Origin of the sequence: Roseburia sp. AM23-20 (assembly GCF_003470905.1) — a bacterium.
Classification (GTDB): domain Bacteria; phylum Bacillota; class Clostridia; order Lachnospirales; family Lachnospiraceae; genus Roseburia; species Roseburia rectibacter.
Map to the genome: position 1 here is coordinate 290 of NZ_QRHS01000031.1, position 20,111 is coordinate 20,400.

At 42.1% G+C, this 20,111-nt stretch carries 16 protein-coding genes; 2 read left to right on the forward strand and 14 right to left on the reverse strand.

Annotation, left to right across the window (positions count from 1 at the left end):
* Positions 1–307 precede the first annotated feature (307 nt).
* Positions 308–1,111: a histidinol-phosphatase HisJ family protein gene (locus DW650_RS17170; RefSeq protein ID WP_118210630.1), complete on the forward strand. Its 804-nt coding sequence runs from the start codon at positions 308–310 to the stop codon at positions 1,109–1,111.
* Positions 1,112–1,200: 89 nt separating this feature from the next.
* Here the strand turns inward: DW650_RS17170 and DW650_RS17175 are convergent, their stop codons facing one another.
* The 8 genes from DW650_RS17175 to DW650_RS17205 all read right to left on the reverse strand — a co-directional run bounded on the left by DW650_RS17175 (position 1,201) and on the right by DW650_RS17205 (position 10,395).
* The gene (locus tag DW650_RS17175; protein ID WP_118210631.1) at positions 1,201–2,301 is read right to left on the reverse strand and encodes a DHHW family protein; all 1,101 of its coding nucleotides are present in this window, start codon (positions 2,299–2,301) and stop codon (positions 1,201–1,203) included.
* Positions 2,302–2,309: 8 nt separating this feature from the next.
* A complete protein-coding gene (locus tag DW650_RS17180) occupies positions 2,310–3,710 on the reverse strand; it encodes an MBOAT family O-acyltransferase (protein WP_118210632.1) in 1,401 nt (466 codons plus the stop codon).
* The gene (locus tag DW650_RS17185; protein WP_118210633.1) at positions 3,711–4,286 is read right to left on the reverse strand and encodes a bacteriocin transport accessory protein; all 576 of its coding nucleotides are present in this window, start codon (positions 4,284–4,286) and stop codon (positions 3,711–3,713) included.
* Positions 4,287–4,383: 97 nt separating this feature from the next.
* Positions 4,384–4,566 (reverse strand): PD-(D/E)XK nuclease domain-containing protein, encoded by a 183-nt coding sequence (locus DW650_RS20540; RefSeq protein ID WP_330414685.1) that lies wholly within the window; start codon positions 4,564–4,566, stop codon positions 4,384–4,386.
* Positions 4,551–4,952, reverse strand: coding sequence for a PD-(D/E)XK nuclease domain-containing protein (locus DW650_RS20545; RefSeq protein WP_330414686.1), 402 nt, complete (start codon positions 4,950–4,952; stop codon positions 4,551–4,553). Before DW650_RS20545 ends, DW650_RS20540 begins: the two co-directional genes overlap by 16 nt.
* Before the next feature lie 40 nt (positions 4,953–4,992).
* On the reverse strand, positions 4,993–5,235 hold the full coding sequence (locus DW650_RS20215; RefSeq protein ID WP_243103008.1) for a hypothetical protein: 243 nt from the start codon (positions 5,233–5,235) through the stop codon (positions 4,993–4,995).
* Between the two features lie 136 nt (positions 5,236–5,371).
* Entirely contained in the window at positions 5,372–6,118 is a 747-nt protein-coding gene (locus DW650_RS17195) for a Fic family protein (RefSeq protein ID WP_118210634.1), read from the reverse strand.
* A gap of 473 nt (positions 6,119–6,591) precedes the next feature.
* Positions 6,592–10,395: a phosphoribosylformylglycinamidine synthase gene (locus tag DW650_RS17205; protein WP_199654310.1), complete on the reverse strand. Its 3,804-nt coding sequence runs from the start codon at positions 10,393–10,395 to the stop codon at positions 6,592–6,594.
* A gap of 232 nt (positions 10,396–10,627) precedes the next feature.
* Between DW650_RS17205 and DW650_RS17210 the strand changes: the two genes are divergently transcribed.
* Positions 10,628–11,512 (forward strand): LysR family transcriptional regulator, encoded by an 885-nt coding sequence (locus DW650_RS17210; protein WP_117921289.1) that lies wholly within the window; start codon positions 10,628–10,630, stop codon positions 11,510–11,512.
* A 7-nt stretch (positions 11,513–11,519) separates the two neighbouring features.
* On the opposite strand, the gene DW650_RS17215 is transcribed toward DW650_RS17210, so the two are convergent.
* From DW650_RS17215 to xylB, 6 genes are all read right to left on the reverse strand, one after another.
* Positions 11,520–13,973 (reverse strand): ATP-dependent DNA helicase, encoded by a 2,454-nt coding sequence (locus DW650_RS17215; protein WP_186899072.1) that lies wholly within the window; start codon positions 13,971–13,973, stop codon positions 11,520–11,522.
* Between the two features lie 121 nt (positions 13,974–14,094).
* Positions 14,095–14,322, reverse strand: coding sequence for an HPr family phosphocarrier protein (locus tag DW650_RS17220; protein ID WP_117921290.1), 228 nt, complete (start codon positions 14,320–14,322; stop codon positions 14,095–14,097).
* A 310-nt stretch (positions 14,323–14,632) separates the two neighbouring features.
* Complete coding sequence (locus tag DW650_RS17225; protein ID WP_118210636.1) at positions 14,633–15,973, reverse strand: C40 family peptidase; 1,341 nt, start codon at positions 15,971–15,973, stop codon at positions 14,633–14,635.
* Positions 15,974–16,191: 218 nt separating this feature from the next.
* Entirely contained in the window at positions 16,192–17,676 is a 1,485-nt protein-coding gene (locus DW650_RS17230; protein ID WP_118210658.1) for an L-fucose/L-arabinose isomerase family protein, read from the reverse strand.
* A gap of 49 nt (positions 17,677–17,725) precedes the next feature.
* Positions 17,726–18,346 carry a DUF4867 family protein gene (locus DW650_RS17235; RefSeq protein WP_118210637.1) on the reverse strand — a complete coding sequence of 207 codons (621 nt, stop codon included), beginning with the start codon at positions 18,344–18,346 and terminating at the stop codon, positions 17,726–17,728.
* A gap of 62 nt (positions 18,347–18,408) precedes the next feature.
* Positions 18,409–19,878: a xylulokinase gene (gene xylB / locus DW650_RS17240; protein WP_118210638.1), complete on the reverse strand. Its 1,470-nt coding sequence runs from the start codon at positions 19,876–19,878 to the stop codon at positions 18,409–18,411.
* Positions 19,879–20,111: the final 233 nt, after the last annotated feature.

The following is a 20,111-nucleotide window of genomic DNA, read 5'->3' on the forward strand; positions in this document are numbered from 1 at the left end:
TGCCTGTTCGTAACACAGTGTTGTGCTGCCACGGACGGCAGCACAAGTCTTAATGCCCCCGGACGGGGCGTTTAAGACGCACACGTCACTCCGAGAAACATTAAATCAGGCTGACTTAGACTTGCCTTATTTTCGTACAACGGAACAAAACAGTCCCGGCTTGATGCAATTTGCCAATCGTAACCCCCCAGAACCACCCTACACAGGGAAACTCATATCACCCACAAACCAGCATTTGTGATATGCGTAATTGCGCAAATAAGATTTCACATTATGTGCCAGCCCGGCACAGGAAAGAGGATTTAATATGTTATGGGATACACACATGCACAGCCAGTTTTCCGGCGACAGCCACACGCCGCAGGAAGATATGATTGCTGCTGCAAAACAAAAAAATTTAAAAGGGATCTACTTCACGGACCATCTTGACATCGATTACCCGGATGAACCGGAGACATTTTTACTGGATCTTCCGAATTATGTTTCTTCTGTGGAGGCATTGCAGGAAAAATATAAAGAAGTCCTGCCGGTACGCCTTGGAATTGAACTTGGTCTTCAACCGCACCTTGCCGGCATTCACGCCGACATCCTATCCCAGTATCCGTTTGATTTCGTGATCGGTTCCTCACACGTCATGCACGGCGTTGATCCTTATTATCCGGCTTATTGGGAAAACCACACGGAGGAGGAAGGCTATCAGGAATATTTTGAATCCATTCTGGAAAATATCGCAGTTTTCGATGGTTTTGACGTCTATGGTCACATCGACTACGTGGTAAGATACGGTCCAAATAAAAATGCCAGTTATTCCTATCAGAAATATGCCGACATCATCGACGAAATCTTAAAGGCTCTTATTATCAAAGGCAAAGGGATTGAGATCAACACCGGCGGTTTCAAATACGGACTCGGTCATCCGAACCCGACAGAGGACATCATTAAGCGCTATCATGAACTCGGCGGGGAGATCATCACGATCGGTGCCGACGCACATCAGCCGGAGCATGTTGCTTTTGATTTTAAAAAAGTTCCTTCTATATTAAAAGATGCCGGCTTTACGCATTATACGGTATTCCGAAAAAGGAAACCGGAATTTATCCCGATTCCCTGATTGAAGTCGCTGATAGGAATGCCGGGGGCAAATAGTGCATTCAAGTTTATTGATTGGTAAATTGCACAAGATCGCGCCCCAGCCTCCTGTCATTTTAAAGTCTCACTGTGATTTAACACCGACGTACTATATAAAAACAGCACATCCTGATCTTTAAAATTAATATAGTTTCCAATCCGCTCCACGGGCAGATACCGGATATCCACCAGAGTGATCTTCGCATAACCATCTGCCAGGAGCGGAGCAATGCTGCTGCCAAAAGAATCCCGAAACATAACCAGTTCCCGGTCTGTTTTTGCATTTGGATTTTCAATCGAGAGCAAGGACTTTGATCCCCCAAGAAATATCTCATACAAATCATTTCCTTCTGTTTTTGTCAGGTCATAGATCTTATTTTCCGCATGATCCTCATAATCATACACCGTACAGTGATCCAGCATATCATTATCCAGATAATATAACGTGTCCGGCTTTACAGGAAGTGCGAGTTGACCATAATAGACACCATAAAATGGCTTTTCTAATTCTTTTGTCTCATATTGTTGTGTTAACTCTACCCCCATAGCCCCTGCAAGATGCCGTACCACATCTGTGATCTGTTCCTGCCTCCAGTGCGCATCTGTGTGATAATAGTCCGAAATCTGCAGATCTCCAAATATGTCAATATATTGTGCATATTCCATCCCATCTCTCACCTGCTCTGCCAGTACATCATAATCCATAGACGGATAATCATTTTCATCTGCCAGAAAATAACTTTTATCCGGCACGATCGTCAGATAGACATCCGTGTATGTGCCTGAAAGATAACGTTCATAGACTTCCCCAAAACATGCTGTGGCATACTGCAGTGAATCCGCATGAAGCGGATATTCCATTTTGGCAATGTAACCCTCTTTGCTATAAAGTCCGTGCTGGTCGCTCTGCACAAGTACATATAGAGAAAATGCCGTCTTTAACGCACGAAACTGCTCCCGCAGCGGAAACTGGTCTTTTGCATATGACTCAAATCCACTCATAAAGGTACCATTTTTGATGTTTTCCACACTTATTTTCGGAAATTGTGCAAGTTTTCTGCGTTCTGAGATAGAAATCTTCTCATCACTTTTCACAATATTTCCTGTTAAAAATCCAAACAGGATCAATGCCATCATGATAACGGTGATTCTGTCTTTTCGCTTTATTCCCATAATTGTCCTCAAAATCTGAAATATAAAAACGGATTGAATGACCCATCTACCAGAAATGCCACACAAAGAAGCAGTAATATGACCAGCAGGATAATTTCTGCAATGTCAAGCGTCTGCTTTAAACATTTCTTTTTCTGCAATCTTCCATATAATCTCACAGGAAACGGTGTCACCCCGATTACCGCGGTCAGGATGACCACTGCATAACTTTTCAGATAATACATACTCTCTGTCGTAACCGGTTTTATCTGTCCCCCGCCAAACATAGATACGATACCATCCCAAAAATCCGCCACGGAGGATGCATCAAAAAGTACAAACCCGATCAGCACAAAAAACAGCACATACAGGTGTCCGATGATCTTATGTTTCTTCAAATAAGGCAAAAGCCACGTTTTCTCAATGAGCAAAAGCACCGCATACATCAGTCCCCACAGGATAAAATTCCATGCCGCCCCATGCCAGAATCCGGTTGCCATCCACACAAGAAAAATATTGAAGATCCACCGCACAGGTTTTACATGACTGCCACCAAGCGGGATGTAAAGATAATCCCGGAACCACGCGCCAAGTGAAATATGCCATCTGCGCCAGAATTCAGTAATGCTCGCAGAACAATAAGGATAGCGGAAGTTTTCCGGAAAATCAAATCCAAAAACGGCTCCCAGCCCGACCGCCATATCGCTGTACCCGGAAAAATCAAAGTAAATCTGAAGCATAAATGCTATCGCATACATCCAGAAAAATAAAACCGATTTTTCCTCCGAAGCCTGAAAATGACCGATCAGCTCCCCGAGCACATTTGCGATCAGTATCTTTTTTGACAGTCCGGTTACAAATCTTCGAATTCCATATGCACATTTTTCCACGCTGTGCATACGGTTTTCAAGCTGACTTCTGATATCCGAATAGCGCACGATCGGCCCTGCAACGAGCTGTGGAAACATTGCGACATAGGCAGCAAACATGAGCAGATTTTTCTGTGCCTGCACACTGCCCCGGTATACATCCACCGTATAGCTGATGACCTGAAATGTATAAAAGCTGATACCAAGCGGCATTGCAATGCTAAGCAGTGGAATTTTCTGCCCTGTCAGCACATTGAGATTCCGGATAAAAAAATCGGCATATTTACAATAGACGAGCGGCAGAATTTCTAATAAAACAGCGGCAGCCAAAAGAATTTTTGACTGCCGTTTATTCTGACATGTACCGATCAGACGGGCAGACAGATAACCAGCCAGGATGACTGCTGCCATCACCGGCAGGTATTTCGGTTCTCCCCATCCATAAAAGATCAGACTCCCCAAAAGAAGCACTGTATTTTTCATCTGCCCCGGTGCCAGGAAATACACCAGCACCATACACGGAAGAAAATAAAATAAAAATGTGATACTTGAAAATAACATTTATACGATCCCGTCCTCACTGATGACTTTTGCATTTTCGTAAGTCTGCGTGATTTTGTCTTTAAACGTGTTTACCAGTTCTTCATTTCCAAAAACAGATACCAGGTAATCCTCCACCGAAATTACTACCAGCTTGTCCGGGAATCCACACATCCACTGTCTGCCCATCACATTTTCCTTGAGGTCTGCAGCTACTGTCTCTACATCCTCTGCATTTTTCAAATGATAGGCACCACAGGTAAATGTGTTCGCATTCATCATGTGCATGATGGAAGCCGCATCATCGATCTTTTCCGCATCCGCCGCCGGAAAGCCAAGCATGCGGTCTAATTCATCCGCATCCGTGATTCCAAATGTCCCCGGCGCATCCTCTGTCATATTTTCTTCCGTCATGTCTCCGCCTGCGACGGCGAATTTCTCATCTTCTTCGTAGCTGTTCCAGACTGTGGTAAGAAGTTCTTTGGCATCTTTGATCTCTGCCTTTCCAGCTGCATCTGGACTGTCTGTTTTATTTCCACAGGCAGTAAGTGACATTGCAAGAAAAATTGAAAGGAATAAGGTGATATATTTTTTCATGTTCATCTCCATTTTGTTTTGTTTGGTTTTATTTTTCTCATCGTATCATGTTTTATACCGGGTGGAAAGAGGATATTCCATTTTTTTTCATATCTTCTCACGATCCGATCAACACATTTTTTCCTTCAAATGCAAATCCATAATGTCTGATCTTCTCTTTTGGTATTCCCCGTGCCAACAGTTCGGCATCATAATTTTTTTCTTTGATCTGCACTAGTGCTGACTGTACTGTTTCTTCAAGTTTCTGCTCTTTTTTATTATTTTTTACCTTAAACTCCAATATAATTGCCTGTATTTTTGTTTTTTCCCGCTCTTTCGACTCATCATGACATCATATCTGCCAAAGCCACTTTCCCGGTTCGACCTGATTTCATAGATATCTGTCTGGTCTGCTATCAGTCCAAGCACAAATCCATGATAAAATCTTTCCGGTTCCTGATTTCCAGCGTCTTCCCTTCCGACATCAAAATAACTAAACATTGCAAGCGTAATCTTATTCATATAATAATTCATTGCATCCACATCCTCAACCTTTAAATAACCACCTGCTACCAGAAGACTCCATACCGCGCTTTCATCCTGTGCAAGATGGCTGAACACGATCTGTTCATCAAAATTAACTTCAATCGTCTTTCCGTTTAAAAGACTTTCCATCTGTATCTTCATATCTGCCAATGCTCATTCTCTGTAAAACATTCCTGTTCATTTAGATAGCGGTTTTGTCTATAAACATCCACAATAATATTTTTATCTTTTGAACAGCATCTTTGTAATTGTTCTGTTTTACATCCGCAAAGCTGACAAAAATAACCCGATATGTTCCCTGCCGTATGCGGTATTTTTCACTTTCCCACCACTGCCTTATAAAATCTGTTTTATCAATATAAAAATAATGGTTCTTTCTTAAAGATACAAAATCCTGCTTTCCAATACTGATGATTCTGCTCATATTTTACCTATACTTTCCTGTTTATCGTGTAATTATCTTTACACGTTTTTGACGTTCTCTGCTGCCTGATCATATTGTATCTATCTTTTGATCAGTTTGAAAGGATTTTCATTTTCTGTAAGTTTTCTTAAAATGATCAATAATCAATTCGGAAATAATCAAGATACGCTTTATATCTGTCCTGTGCCGTAAGACAGGTATCTGTCAGGTATCCTTTTTCATTGTCCCATTCTTTCAGCCCCCGATAGTAGAACATTTTTAAATCATCTTCGATAATAAATGGAACAATATTATATTTCAGACACTCTTTAAACATGATCAGTCTGCCGACACGTCCGTTGCCATCCTGAAACGGATGAATTCTTTCAAACTTCACATGAAAATCCAAAATATCTTCCAAAGACTTTTCTTCTTTCGCATTATATTCTGCCAGCAATTTTTTTATCTTACCGGATACCTGCTCCGGTAATGTAGTCTTCATACCCCCGACCTCATTTGGCATCTTTTTATAATCTCCAACAGCAAACCAGTCTTTTCTGGAATCACTGGTTCCATTTTTTAAAGTCAGATGGAGCAGCTTTAACAATTTCTCTGTCAATACCATACAGGCATCATCAATTATCATATCAATGCACCGAAAATGGTTTGCAGTTTCAATCACGTCATCCACGTTAAGAACTTCATTTTCAACACCGATGGTATTGGTTTCAAAAATATATCTTGTCTGATCGTGCGTCAGACGGCTTCCTTCCATATGATTTGAATTATAGGTTAAATCGATCTGTGTTTTATGATAGATACCGCCTTGATACTTATCTGTTTTTTCTTCTCTCAGAATATCTAACAGTGTTTTGGACTGCTGTTTTTCCTGATTTTTTCGCACTCTGTTTTCCTCCGTTCACTTTCTAGATTATTTAATTATAGCACATTACCGGTGGCAAATTCATTTTTGTCTATAAAAACGCAGAAAATCATATAAAAACACACCTGAATAAAAAATGACACATTTATCCATGTACCCATATTCTTTATACTAGTATGATAGAAGCGGACATATAGATTCAAGAATGGAGGGTGTATTTTTATGAAAACCTACGAACGACCACAAGTATTTTGTCAGGAAGATTTATGCGAAGGCTGTCCGGCAGACAACGGTTCTTTCTGGACACTGACCAAGGGATATACAACCGGTGATAAAGACTACCGTCCTACCTGGGAACGCAATGGCGAGAGTCCGGATAAAATAACATGGATAAAAAGACCTCCCAGAAAGGATTTTTTCTTTTCCTTTCTGGAAGGTCTTTTAAAATTGTCAAAGAAAGATAAATATCTCTTCCCTTTTCTATATATTGTCTCTTATTTAAAATATGCTACACCGGACTCAAAGATTTTAAGATCCTGCTCTCCGTAAATGTTCATTGCAACACTTCTGTCACGTCTCTCAGAATGAGCCATTTTACCAAGCACACGTCCATCCGGGCTTGTGATACCCTCGATGGAACAGTAAGAACCGTTGACATTCCACTCTTCATCCATGGTCGGAACACCTGCTTCATTGACATACTGGGTTGCAACCTGACCGTTTGCAAACAGTTTATCTAACCATTCTTTTGGTGCAACAAAACGTCCCTCTCCGTGGGATGCCGGGTTGCAGTATACTTTTCCAAGTTCCGCCTGTGCTAACCACGGGGACTTGTCTGTAACAACTTTTGTATATACCATTTTACTGATATGACGTCCGATCGTATTGTAGGTCAATGTTGGTGAATCTGCTGTCTGTGGGCGAATCTCGCCATAAGGTACCAGTCCTAATTTGATCAGTGCCTGGAATCCGTTACAGATACCAAGAGCTAATCCATCCCTCTCATTTAAGAGTTTCATAACAGCCTCTGTCATCTTTGCATTGCGGAATGCAGTTGCAAAGAATTTTGCAGATCCTTCCGGTTCATCACCGGCGGAGAATCCACCCGGGAACATGATGATCTGTGCCTGATCGATTGCCTTTGTAAATTCGTCTACGGACTCACGGATATCGCTTGCATTTAGGTTCTTAAATACCTTAACGATCGTATCCGCACCTGCACGCTCAAAGGCTTTTGCACTGTCGTACTCGCAGTTTGTTCCCGGAAATACCGGAATAAATACGGTTGGTTTTGCCACTTTATTTTTGCATACATAAACAGAATCTGCATGGTAGAGATCTGTTTTTACTTCTTCTTTATCCTCAGTTGCACGGGTTGGGAATACTTTTTCCAAAGTGCCTGTCCATGCATTTAATGCCTCATCAATCGCAAGTTTCATATCGCCACAGATAAATGCTGCATCCCCGTTGACAGAACCTGCTCTCTTTACATTTGCAGATAAACCTGCATTCTGCAGTGCCTCGTAGATTTCTGCTGTCTTACCTGCAGGAACCTCTGCTACGATGTTACCAAAGCCCGGAGCAAACAGTGTATCTGTCGTCACATCTGCATCCACAGTTACGCCAAGTTTATTACCAAATGCCATCTTTGCCAGTGCTGCTGCAAGACCTTTTCCGTCAAGTGCATATGCAGAAACAATAGCACCTTTCTGGATCAGTGTGTGGATCACATCATAAAGTTTCATAACCTGTGCATAAACCGGCACATCATATTCATCTTTATCGATCGTAAAGTATAACAGTTCATTTCCAGCGGTTTTTAACTCCGGTGTGATGATATCCTGCTCTTTTGCAACATCCACTGCAAAAGAAACCAGTGTCGGCGGTACATCAATATCATTGAACGTTCCGGACATGGAATCTTTTCCGCCGATGGAAGGTAGTCCAAATCCGATCTGTGCATTGTAAGCTCCAAGAAGTGCTGCAAACGGCTGACTCCAGCGCTTCGGATCTTCGTTCATTCTGCGGAAATATTCCTGGAATGTAAAACGGATCTTCTTATAATCACCACCTGCAGTCACGATTCTCGACAAAGATTCTAACACCGCATAGATTGCACCGTGATATGGACTCCAGCTTGCTAAATATGGATCAAAACCATAAGCCATCATGGTTACGGTATCGCATTTTCCATTGGCAACCGGAAGTTTCGCTACCATAGACTGTGTCTCTGTGAGCTGGTATTTTCCACCAAACGGCATATAAACACTTCCTGCACCGATGGAACCGTCAAACATCTCCACAAGACCTTTCTGTGAGCAGACATTTAAGTCAGCAAGTTCTGCAAGCCATGCTGCTTTCATATCGTTCTTTGCAACAGCGTCTGCAACTTTTGGTGTAGAAATCTTATTTAAGTAATTATCCTCCGGTACCGGCATATCAACTGCAACATTGGTCTCCTGATGGGCACCGTTGGTGTCTAAGAATGCACGGGAAATATTTACGATCTCTTTTCCTCTCCACTCTAAAACAAGTCTCGGCTCCTCGGTAACAACAGCAACTTCAACAGCCTCTAAATTTTCCTCTGCTGCATAGCCTAAGAAAGTCCTGACATCAGAAGGTGATACCACAACTGCCATACGCTCCTGTGATTCGGAGATTGCAAGCTCAGTTCCGTCTAATCCTGCATATTTTTTCGGCACTTTGTCAAGCTGTACACGAAGTCCATCTGCAAGTTCTCCGATCGCAACAGAAACACCGCCTGCACCGAAATCGTTACATTTTTTGATGATATGTGCTACTTCCTCGCGGCGGAATAAACGCTGGATCTTACGTTCTGTCGGCGGGTTACCTTTCTGTACTTCAGCACCACAGACTGCTGTGGACTCTGTATTGTGTGCTTTTGAAGAACCTGTGGCACCACCGATACCATCACGTCCGGTTCTTCCTCCAAGTAAGATAATGATATCGCCCGGATCAGAAGTCAGTCTCTGTACGGCACGTCTTGGCGCAGCACCCATAACAGCACCGATCTCCATACGTTTTGCCACATAGTTTGGATGGTAAACTTCTTTGACGTATCCGGTTGCAAGACCGATCTGGTTACCGTAAGAGCTGTATCCGTGTGCAGCTTCTCTCACCAGTTTTTTCTGTGGAAGTTTTCCGGAGATCGTCTCGGAAACAGGAACCGTCGGATCTGCGGCACCGGTCACACGCATTGCCTGGTAAACATAGGTACGTCCTGACAACGGGTCACGGATCGCACCGCCAAGACAGGTAGCGGCACCACCAAACGGCTCGATCTCGGTCGGATGGTTGTGTGTTTCATTTTTGAAATTAACCAGCCACTCCTCTGTCTTTCCGTCTACTTCTACCGGAACAACGATGGAACATGCATTGATCTCATCGGACTCTTCCTGATCCTGTAACTTTCCTTCTTTTTTCAGACGTTTCATTGCCATCAGGGCAAGATCCATCAGACATACAAACTTATCACTGCGTCCTGCATACAGGTTCTTGTGGGTATTTAAGTAATCCTCATAAGTCTCTTTCATCGGCGCGCAGTAATAACCGTCATCAAATGCCACATTTTTAAGTTCTGTGGAGAATGTGGTATGACGGCAGTGATCAGACCAGTAGGTATCTAACACACGGATCTCCGTCATGGACGGATCGCGTTTTTCATCGTTCTTAAAATAATTTTGGATATGTAAAAAGTCTTTGAATGTCATCGCAAGATTCAATGAATCGTATAACTCTTTTAACTTAGCCTCCGGCGTATCACGAAAACCGTCAAAGATCTTAACATCCTCCGGCTCCGGGAAACTCTGCACTAAAGTCTCAGGTTTTTCTAAGCCTGTCTCTCTTGAATCGACCGGGTTGATGCAGTGTTTTTTGATCGCTGCAAACTCTTCGTCACTGATTGTTCCCTCGATCGCATAAGTCACTGCGGTGCGGATGATCGGTTCTTCCTCTTCATTTAATAATTTCACGCACTGTTCTGCGGAATCTGCTCTCTGGTCAAACTGTCCCGGTAAGAACTCTACGGAAAATGTTCTTGCTCCGTTTAAATCAAACTCTTCCTCATAAATATCGTCTACCGGCGGTTCAGAAAAAACGGTTACCAGGGCTTTCTTATAAGTTTCCCCGGAAATATTTTCAATATCATAACGGATCAGTTCACGAACCTTCGTCACACCACTGATTCCAAGATAACTTTTGATTTCAGACTGCAATTCTTTTGCCCGGACTGCATATTCCGGTTTCTTCTCAACATATACACGTTTTACACTGCTCATGTGGTAACCTCCATTCTCAGTTTCCATTTATCTTTTCAAAGTATAACATAGGTTCTAAAATAAGCATAATTAATATATTTAATCTTATTTATTAATTATATTAATATTTTAGATACTCTCATTATCAGTTTCCATTGACATATTTATAAGCATGTCTTATAATTATAGTAATTATGTTTGTTAATGTATTTCATTCAAAGGATATGCGGCCAGCCCGCAGAAAGAGGACTTCATGGATATCAATTATGAATTATACAAAGTGTTTTATTATGTAGCAACATCTTTAAGCTTTTCTGAGGCAAGCAAACAGCTTTTTATTTCGCAGTCTGCTGTCAGCCAGTCGATCAAAACTCTTGAGAAAAAGTTAGATCAGCCGCTTTTTATCCGCAGTACCAAAAAGGTGCAGCTAACCCCTGCCGGAAAAGTTTTATTAAAACATATTGAACCTGCAATGAACTTAATCCAGCGCGGCGAGAGCCAGCTTTTAGATTCCGGCAGTCTTGGACTCGGTCAGCTTCATATTGGCGCAAGTGACACGATCTGTCGTTACTTTTTAGTTCCTTATTTAAAACAGTTCCACAAAAAATTCCCAAATGTACCGATCAAAGTTACGAATGCAACATCTTTAAGCTGTGTTGACCTCCTCGATCAGGGAAAAGTCGATCTGATCGTAACCAATTTTCCAAACTCGAATCTGAATCACTCTTATATTCAGAAAACCGTATGTAATTTTACTGACGTATTCATTGCGAATCCAGCATATTTTAATCTGAAACAGCAGGAGATCCCATTTGAAGAATTAAAACAATATCCAATTCTCATGCTCGACCGCAAGAGTACAACAAGTCAGTTTCTGCATAACCTGTTTTTACAGCATCAGCTTGAACTGATCCCGCAGATTGAACTTAGCAGTAACGATCTTTTAATCGACCTTGCACGCATCGGTCTTGGTATCGCTTTCATACCAGACTATTGTTTAAACCGTGAATCAAAAGATCTGTTCATCGTAAAAACAAAAGAAAAACTTCCATCAAGACAGATGGTTGCAGCCATCAATCCAACGCTTCCTGTTTCACAGTCTACAGAAGAGTTTTTAAATCTTTTGCCTACGATCTGATTCCCATTTAGGAACGGTTCCAGAATTTTTTTAAATACTGTTCGACTGTATCTACCCTGCATATTGTCTGCTGTTCCCATTCTCTTGGGAACAGTGCACGATACTCACTCTGCAAAAAGCGTTCATCTAAAAGTTCAATGACTCCGACATCTTCCACTGTCCTTATCACTCTTCCTGCTGCCTGAAGCACCTTGTTCATCCCAGGATAACGATAAGCATAATCAAAACCGGCGCCAAGTCTTTTTTCAAAATATCCCATCAGGATTTCTCTCTCATTGCTGATCTGTGGAAGCCCTGTACCGACAACGATTGCACCGATCAACTGTTCATTTTTCAGATCGATCCCCTCACCGAAAATACCTCCCATTACGCAAAATGCAGCTAACGATCCATTCCGTTTTTCAGATACTTCTTCTGAAAAAGCCTGCAAAAAAGATTCTCTCTCTTCTTCCTTCATTCCGGGCTGCTGGATCAATGTTTCGATCTCACAGGATGGATCTGCCTGATTTTCATCCTGGAAAATATCATAAACCTGCTCCATCATTTTATAGGAAGGGAAAAACACCATGTAATTTCCTTTTTTGGCATCGACTGTCCTCTTTATATAGGATGCGATCCGTTCAAACTCTGCTACACTCCGCCTTGTATACTTACTGCTCACATCATTTCCAAGCAACAGCAGTTTCTGTTCTTCCCGGAATGCCGTCTTCGCATAAACTGCATAATTATCTGTTTCTGTCGAAAGCAGACTCTTATAATATCCCACCGGGAGCAGTGTCGCAGAAAAGAAAATCGTCGCATTTCCCTTATTGATCCGCTCCTGAAGATTTTTGGATGGATCCACACAATATAATTTTAGTTTAAAACGCCCATCCTGCTCATGTTCCGCATATATGACATAATGGTCATCCAATAACTCATAAATATTCAAAAAGTTACGCAGATTTAAATAAAACTCACTCAGATCTTTCCGTTCCGGAAACTCCGACGATTTCTGCAGAAATTCGTCAAGATCTGATGCCACATTCATGAAGTCAAATGCAAGATTTCCAATTGATTCATAGATCATGTATTTTTCACATTCGCGTTTATATGCCAGTAATACACGGTTACACTTTTCAAGTTCCCGTACCAGTTTTGCCTGACCATATTTCTTTAAAATCTTTTTTGCCGAAAGAAAATCTTCCTTATATATAATGGCACTGTACATTTCCCTGCTGCGCTCAACCAGATTATGAGCCTCATCCACCAGAAAAATATAATCCCCTGTTGTTCCATCTGCAAAAAAACGTTTTAAATAAACATTGGGATCAAATACATAATTATAATCACAAATAATGTCATCTACCCAGGTTGCCGTATCAAGACACATTTCAAACGGACAGACATTGTATTCTTTTGCCTGCTCTAATATCACTTCTCTCGTGATCACGTCTTCTTTTTGCAGCAGAGAAAAAACTGCATCATTTACTCTGTCATAATGTCCTTTTGCATAAGGACAGTTAATGGGATTGCACTCCATTTCTTCACACAGGCACAGTTTTTCCTTTGCCGTGATCGTAAGCACCTTTGCCTGATATCCGTTTTTGCGCAGAAGCTCAAACGCTTCTCTCGCTACTGTTCCCGTGATCGTTTTTGCCGTCAGATAAAATATCTTATCTGCCAGATCCTCGCCCACTGCCTTGACTGCAGGAAACACCGTTGATATCGTCTTTCCGGCTCCGGTCGGCGCCTGGATAAAAAGATTCTTTTTTCTTTTTATCGTACGATATACACCAGCCACCAGCTCCCTCTGCCCATCCCTGTAAGGAAATGGAAACTGCAGTGGTTTAATAGATGCCTGACGCAGCTTTTTCCATGCAAACTGAAAATCAGCCCATTTTTTGTATTCATCTATCAGCTTCTCAAACCAGTCTGCAAGCTCCTCAAATGTATAATCATAATGAAAATACCGGATATCTTCCGTATCTAAATTGCAATACGTCATCTGCACTGAAATAGCAGACAGATCGTGCTGCAATGCATAGATATAAGCATAACACATTGCCTGCGCACGGTGCACACCGATCGCATCCTCTAAAAGATCAAGTTTCATATACATGCCCTTGATCTCATCAATCGTGACTTTGCAGTCTATCGGCATCGTCCTATGGTTAAAATTGTCTGCAAATGTAATTTCCTCCGTTGCACTCTCAATTAAAATTCCATCCGCACGTCCCTCGATCACAAGCTGATATTTGTCTTCCTCTATTGCAATTTTAAGTGGAACCTCGGCATGATAATTACTGCCCTTGCGTTTTTGAATCTTCCTGTGGATTCTTCCCCCTGCAAGCATCGCCTCTGCTGAAGCGCCCCGTCCATGACGATTATCAATGTCCCCCTCCCGCAGAATAAATTCCACCAGATCACGAACTGATATTTTTATGACACCTTTTTCATTCTTTTCAATCTTTGTACTCATATATGGATTATAGCACAAAAAGACTGATTCCACATACCTTTCCAGATATATGTAATCAGTCTTTTCATCTATCCCTTTATCTTCTGTTATACATCAATACCTGATGGGCATGACCTCTGCTTTAAGCTATTGCGTATTTTCCTACGACCTGCTCAAAGCGGGCATCTCTACCGCCATATTTGATGGTAAGCTCTTTGCACACACCCAGATAAAGCATTCCAAGCAAAGATTTTGCATCAATTACTGCTCTGCTGTAACATACATCAATTTCAAAATCACATTTTCCGGCAGCCTTTACAAAATCCTTTACTTCCTCCGTGTCAGATAATTTGATTTTTCTTTCAACCATTCGACTCATTCCTTCCTACATCGAAAACCAAAAACATTGTTTTTTCTTATCAGCTTGCGATTATTGCACATTTTTTTTCATTTGTCAATTTTAGGAAACTATTTTTTTATTTTTAGTTTCTAAGCATAATGACAATAATGGATTTTATTTTTCTCCCGTTTGACAAAATATTAACATAGCTTTTGTTTTCTGTCGCAAAATGTATATTTATACTTGTGCAAAAATACATGAATGTGCCTTATTTTTCACCTTTGTTTTAGAATTCTTCACAATCTTTCAATCGGTTGCGCACCCAGATTTTTCCAATATCTTAAAAGATCCTTCTTATCGACAAAATTTCACGATAATTGACAGGCGACGTGTATTTGATTCCCGAACTTGGAGAACTTGCATGAAGCAATGTGTTATTTCCGGCATAAATTCCCACATGTCCGCTGTAACATACAATATCCCCCGGCTGTATCGCATCCAGGCTGACACCGTATCCGACACTGCGCAGTGCACTTGAAGAATGTGGAAGACTGATTCCAAATGCTGCATATACGCTCATCACAAACCCGGAACAGTCTGCTCCGTTCGTCAGACTACTGCCACCGTAGACATATGGGTTACCTACAAACTGTGCCGCATAATTAACAACCGCCTGTCCATTGGAAACTTTTTGTGGCTTTGTAGCTGTATTACCGCCTGACTGACTGTTATTTTTTCCCTGATCACTGCTTCCCTGTGCAGTATCATCGTTTTTTTGCGCATGTTGCGCATTTTGTGACTGCTGCTGTGTTTTTTCTGAACTTTGCTGCTGTGCTGCTGTTTTTACCGCTTCCTGCTGTGCCTTTCTTGCTGCCTCTGCTGCCTTTCTTTCTTCCTCCGCACGCGCCTTCCTTGCCGCTTCCGCCGCAGCCGCTGCCGCCTGGCGCTCCGCTTCCTCGCGCTCTAATCTCTCTTTTTCTTCCTCCTTCGACTCTGCCACACGAAATTCTGTCCGGATCGTCACATACTCTCCCGAAACGTATCCCAATCCTTCCTCCGTCGACACACGGTACCATCCGTACTCATCCAACGCATCATAGACGACCACGTCCTCACCCTCCGGCAGCATGGTAAGCACAGATGACTCTGTTCCCGGCTCGGTGCGCACAAACAACGTCGTTGTTGTTACCGTCGCATAGCGCGTGCTGACGCCTCGCGCCAGATCCTCATCTCCAACTTTTACATATTCCGCCTTCACATAGGCATTTTCCACCGAACCGGAGCTGACCAGATACCATTCCTCTCCTGCCTCATCCGTCACCGTCTCTAACACCGTCGCTGCACTGTTATTATAAAGTTTTCCGAGTGCCTCGCTTTCCACAGACGGCTCTGCGCGTAAATTCACATAATTTAACACGGACGCAATACCGATGTCGGCATATTCCGATGTGGTCTGTGGTATTTCATGCTCTTCAATGTCTGCATTTCCATTATTTTCTGCACTGTCCGTATGTTTTTTTTCATTTTCCGGTACCTCCAGCCGCATGCGTTTTTCATTCACTGCGCACAGATCCCATGACACATCTGCATACACCACACTTCCATGCCCCGCTGCAAGCACTCCTGCCAGTAAAAATGCTACGATCTTGTTTCTGTTTTTCATTATGTAGAAATCCTCCATTTACAGATATTTACTTTTTATTAAGTAAATATTACATTTTTGTTTCATTTTGATGTATCTGCATTGTAACAGAGGATAACGCGCGATTCTACAAGTAGATATTTCCAGTTTCGGGGTTCTACAATCTGCCATTCAAAAAATAAAACCCACGCATCCAAAACGGTATGTTACGTTTTGAATGCGTGGGTTTTCAGGTAATATATTAATTTATGTGTATTTTATGCAAATGGATTCTCTGTCGGGTATGGCAGGGATGCTGGCTGGTTATAGTTAATATCTTCCATTGGAACTCCAAGATATTTAAATACCTCAAACAGCGCTTTTCCGTAATGTCCGAATGCAACAGCACCGTGATGCGGATAATTTTTCTCGATCAGCACATGACGGTAGAATCTTCCCATCTCAGGGATTGCAAATACACCGATGGAACCAAAAGAACGTGTTGCAACCGGAAGTACCTCTCCCTGTGCCACATATGCACGGATCTTGTTGTCGGAAGTAGACTGCAGACGGTAGAATGTGATATCACCAGGTGCAATATCTCCCTCTAAGGTTCCATTTGTTACCTCGATCGGAAGGCTTCTTGCCATGATCATCTGATATTTCATCTCACAGCTTGCAAGTTTCTTAGAGCATGTATTTCCACAATGGAATCCCATAAAGGTGTCAGTATGTTTATAATCAAATTTACCTTTGATAGACTCTTCATACATATCTTTCGGTACAGAGTTATTGATGTCAAGTAAAGTAACAGCATCCTGGCTCACGCAGGTTCCGATAAACTCACTCAATGTTCCGTAGATATCTACCTCGCAGGAAACCGGGATTCCACGTCCTGTCAGACGGCTGTTTACATAACATGGTACAAATCCAAACTGTGTCTGGAATGCTGGCCAGCATTTGCCGGCGATAGCAACATATTTACGGTAACCTCTGTGTTCTTCCACCCAGTCAGTCAGTGTCAGTTCATACTGTGCAAGTTTAGCAAGGATCTCCGGTTTTTTATTTCCAGCTCCCAGTTCTTTTTCCATATCTGCAACAACTGCCGGGATACGCTCATCTCCTGCATGTTTATTAAATGCCTCAAACAAATCCAGTTCGGAATTTTCCTCAATTTCAACGCCAAGATTATATAACTGCTGGATCGGTGCATTACATGCAAGGAAGTTTAATGGTCTTGGTCCGAAAGAAATGATCTTTAATTCTGATAATCCGATGACAGTTCTTGCGATCGGCAGAAAATCATGGATCATGTCTGCACAATCTGCAGCATCTCCGACCGGATACTCCGGGATGTATGCATGTACATTTCTTAATTTTAAGTTATAGCTTGCATTTAACATACCACAGTATGCATCTCCACGTCCCTGGATCAGGTTATCCTGTGTCTCCTCTGCTGCTGCGACAAACATCTTTGGTCCCTCGAAATGTTTTGCAAGCAGTGTCTCGGAAATCTCTGGTCCGAAGTTGCCAAGATATACGCAGAGTGCATTACATCCTGCTTTCTTAATGTCCTCTAATGCCTGTACCATGTGGATCTCGCTCTCCACGATACAGATCGGGCACTCATAAATGTCTGCTGCACTGTATTTTTCAGTGTAAGCCTTTACTAATGCCTCTCTTCTGTTTACCGATAATGACTCTGGGAAGCAGTCACGGCTGACTGCCACGATACCAACTTTTACTTCTGGAATGTTATTCATTTTGTTTTCCTCCGCTTTCTTTTTCTGTACATACTTATTAAATAAAAATTTATTCTCTGACATTTAAGTTCTTGCCGATGAGTCCGATATGACTTCCCTCCGGCAGACCGCCCTCGGCATGACCGATCAGCCATTTATTCTTAGCTGCAAGAAGTGCATCCTCTCCGTCAGCATGTGTCTCATCTAACGGATAATTGGTGCCTTTTGGCAGAATAACTGCCACCTGAAATCCTGCATCGTCCACATGACATGGCGCATAATGTAATGTGGTTGCATACACCTCCACGGCTGTTCCTGCCGGAATCCGGAATGCCTCCATCTTTGCAGTCTCATAAGTAAAATCATCGGTCACATCTGCCTCTGATCCCAATATTAATACTGCGTCGGTTGCTGCAAGATTGATCTCTGAGCTGCGGTGATATTCCACTGCATTCAAAAGCTCATTATGTCCATTACAATATCCGATCTGGATCGGAAGTTCTCCGTAAAAGACTTTCTCGATTTCCTTTGCCACCGGTAATGCTTCTAATTCTGCGATTGACGGCTCATAAACTACATCAGATGGAACCGGTGTCTTTTTCATTGCTTCTGTCAATGCTGAAAAATCAATATTCCGGATCACTTTTCCGTATTTTCGGAAACGCGCATCCGTAACCTCATAAATCTGCATGCCCTTATTCCTCTTTTCTTATCATTCTATTTCATTTGTTTTATACACTTTATATCTGACCGTCAGATGATCTTGTCAAACAGGTCTTTGCACGCCGGATAAATATTTTTAAACTGCTGGTAACGTGCCTCATATTTTGCAGCAAGCTCCGGCTCCGGTTCTACCGTATCAACGACCTTTACGATTGCAGCCGCAGCAGATTCCACATCTTTGTACTCACCACATGCAACAGCAGCGAGCATTGCCCCTCCAAGGGATGGTCCTTCTTCTGTCTCAAGCACATCCACTTTGATATTCAATACATTTGCGATGATCTTCTTCCACAAAGGACTCTTTGCACCGCCTCCGCAGATCTTTGTACGCTCGATCGGAATGCCAAGTGTTTTTGCAACTTCAAAAGAATCACGAAGTGCAAACGCAACACCCTCTAACACTGCCTGTGTCATATCCGCTCTTGTCGTATCCATCGTCATGCCAATAAAAGTAGCTCTCGCATTCGGATTGTTGTACGGGGAACGCTCTCCCATCAGATATGGCAGATAATATACATGGTTCTCACCTAACTTTTTGATCGATTCCTGCTCTTTTTTGTAATCTTTCGTTCCGATGATCTCATCCATCCACCATTTATTGCAGGATGCAGCAGATAACATACATCCCATCAGATGATAAGCACCGTTTGCATCACAGAATGCATGAAGTGCATTGTATTTATCTACACCAAATTTAGCAGAAGAAATAAAGATTGTTCCACTTGTTCCCAGTGAAATATTGCATCTGCCATCCCCAACGGTTCCGGTCGCAACTGCAGCAGCCGCATTATCTCCGGCACCTGCTGCCACTTTTACTTTTTCCGATAGACCAAGCTCTTTTGCAATCTCCGGCAAGATCGTTCCAACACATTCATAACTCTCATATAACTTCGGCAGCATATCTGTCGTAATACCACAGATCTTGCACATTTCCTTCGACCAGCAACGGTTCTTTACATCTAAAAGCAGCATACCGGATGCATCGGAAACATCTGTACAGTGCTCTCCAGTCAGCTTATATGCAAGATAATCTTTCGGCAGCATAATCTTTTTGATCCTTGCAAAATTCTCCGGTTCTTTATTTTTTACCCACAAAATCTTTGGTGCAGTAAAACCGGTAAATGAAATATTCGCCGTATACTTTGACAATGTATCTTTTCCTATCTCATTGTTTAAATAATCACATTCCTCTGTCGTTCTGCCATCGTTCCACAAGATTGCCGGCCGGATCACCTCATCCTTGTCATCAAGAATGACCAGTCCATGCATCTGACCCCCAAAACTGATTCCAGCAACTTCTTCTTTTGGAAAACCTTCCAAAAGTTCTTTTAACCCCTGCATCGTCTCTTTGTACCAGTCCTGTGGCTTCTGTTCTGACCAACCGGGATTTGGAAAATAAAGAGGATATTCTCTTGATACGATATTTTTCACATTTCCGGCTGCATCCATCAAAAGCAGCTTCACGGAAGATGTTCCAAGATCAATTCCTATGTACAGCATACCGTTCTCCTTTTTATCAATCATATCATTATGTGCTCGTGCACGTTTTATTTATCATACATCCTGTATGGTCATTTTGCAATATACTTTTTGTACATTTTTTCTAATTCATTTTTGTTTACATTTACTTATGCAGTCACTTTTATACATAGTTTTATGCCGGCAGTGCTCCTTTCACTTTAATATATGCTTCTTTTTATATACCCGTTTCTGTGCACATGCACACAAGTTGA

Excerpts from the sequence above, each read along its gene's own strand:
- DW650_RS17235 (WP_118210637.1), bottom strand. The coding sequence starts at position 18,346 with ATGCAGATTTATGAGGTTACGGATGCGCGTTTCCGAAAATACGGAAAA.
- DW650_RS17210 (WP_117921289.1), top strand. The coding sequence starts at position 10,628 with ATGGATATCAATTATGAATTATACAAAGTGTTTTATTATGTAGCAACA.
- xylB (WP_118210638.1), bottom strand. The coding sequence starts at position 19,878 with ATGCTGTACATAGGAATTGATCTTGGAACATCTTCCGTGAAGCTGCTT.
- DW650_RS17225 (WP_118210636.1), bottom strand. The coding sequence starts at position 15,973 with ATGGAGGATTTCTACATAATGAAAAACAGAAACAAGATCGTAGCATTT.
- DW650_RS17170 (WP_118210630.1), top strand. The coding sequence starts at position 308 with ATGTTATGGGATACACACATGCACAGCCAGTTTTCCGGCGACAGCCAC.
- DW650_RS17185 (WP_118210633.1), bottom strand. The coding sequence starts at position 4,286 with ATGAAAAAATATATCACCTTATTCCTTTCAATTTTTCTTGCAATGTCA.
- DW650_RS17215 (WP_186899072.1), bottom strand. The coding sequence starts at position 13,973 with ATGAGTACAAAGATTGAAAAGAATGAAAAAGGTGTCATAAAAATATCA.
- DW650_RS17230 (WP_118210658.1), bottom strand. The coding sequence starts at position 17,676 with ATGAATAACATTCCAGAAGTAAAAGTTGGTATCGTGGCAGTCAGCCGT.
- DW650_RS17220 (WP_117921290.1), bottom strand. The coding sequence starts at position 14,322 with ATGGTTGAAAGAAAAATCAAATTATCTGACACGGAGGAAGTAAAGGAT.
- DW650_RS17180 (WP_118210632.1), bottom strand. The coding sequence starts at position 3,710 with ATGTTATTTTCAAGTATCACATTTTTATTTTATTTTCTTCCGTGTATG.
- DW650_RS17205 (WP_199654310.1), bottom strand. The coding sequence starts at position 10,395 with ATGAGCAGTGTAAAACGTGTATATGTTGAGAAGAAACCGGAATATGCA.
- DW650_RS20215 (WP_243103008.1), bottom strand. The coding sequence starts at position 5,235 with ATGAGCAGAATCATCAGTATTGGAAAGCAGGATTTTGTATCTTTAAGA.
- DW650_RS20545 (WP_330414686.1), bottom strand. The coding sequence starts at position 4,952 with ATGAAGATACAGATGGAAAGTCTTTTAAACGGAAAGACGATTGAAGTT.
- DW650_RS17175 (WP_118210631.1), bottom strand. The coding sequence starts at position 2,301 with ATGGGAATAAAGCGAAAAGACAGAATCACCGTTATCATGATGGCATTG.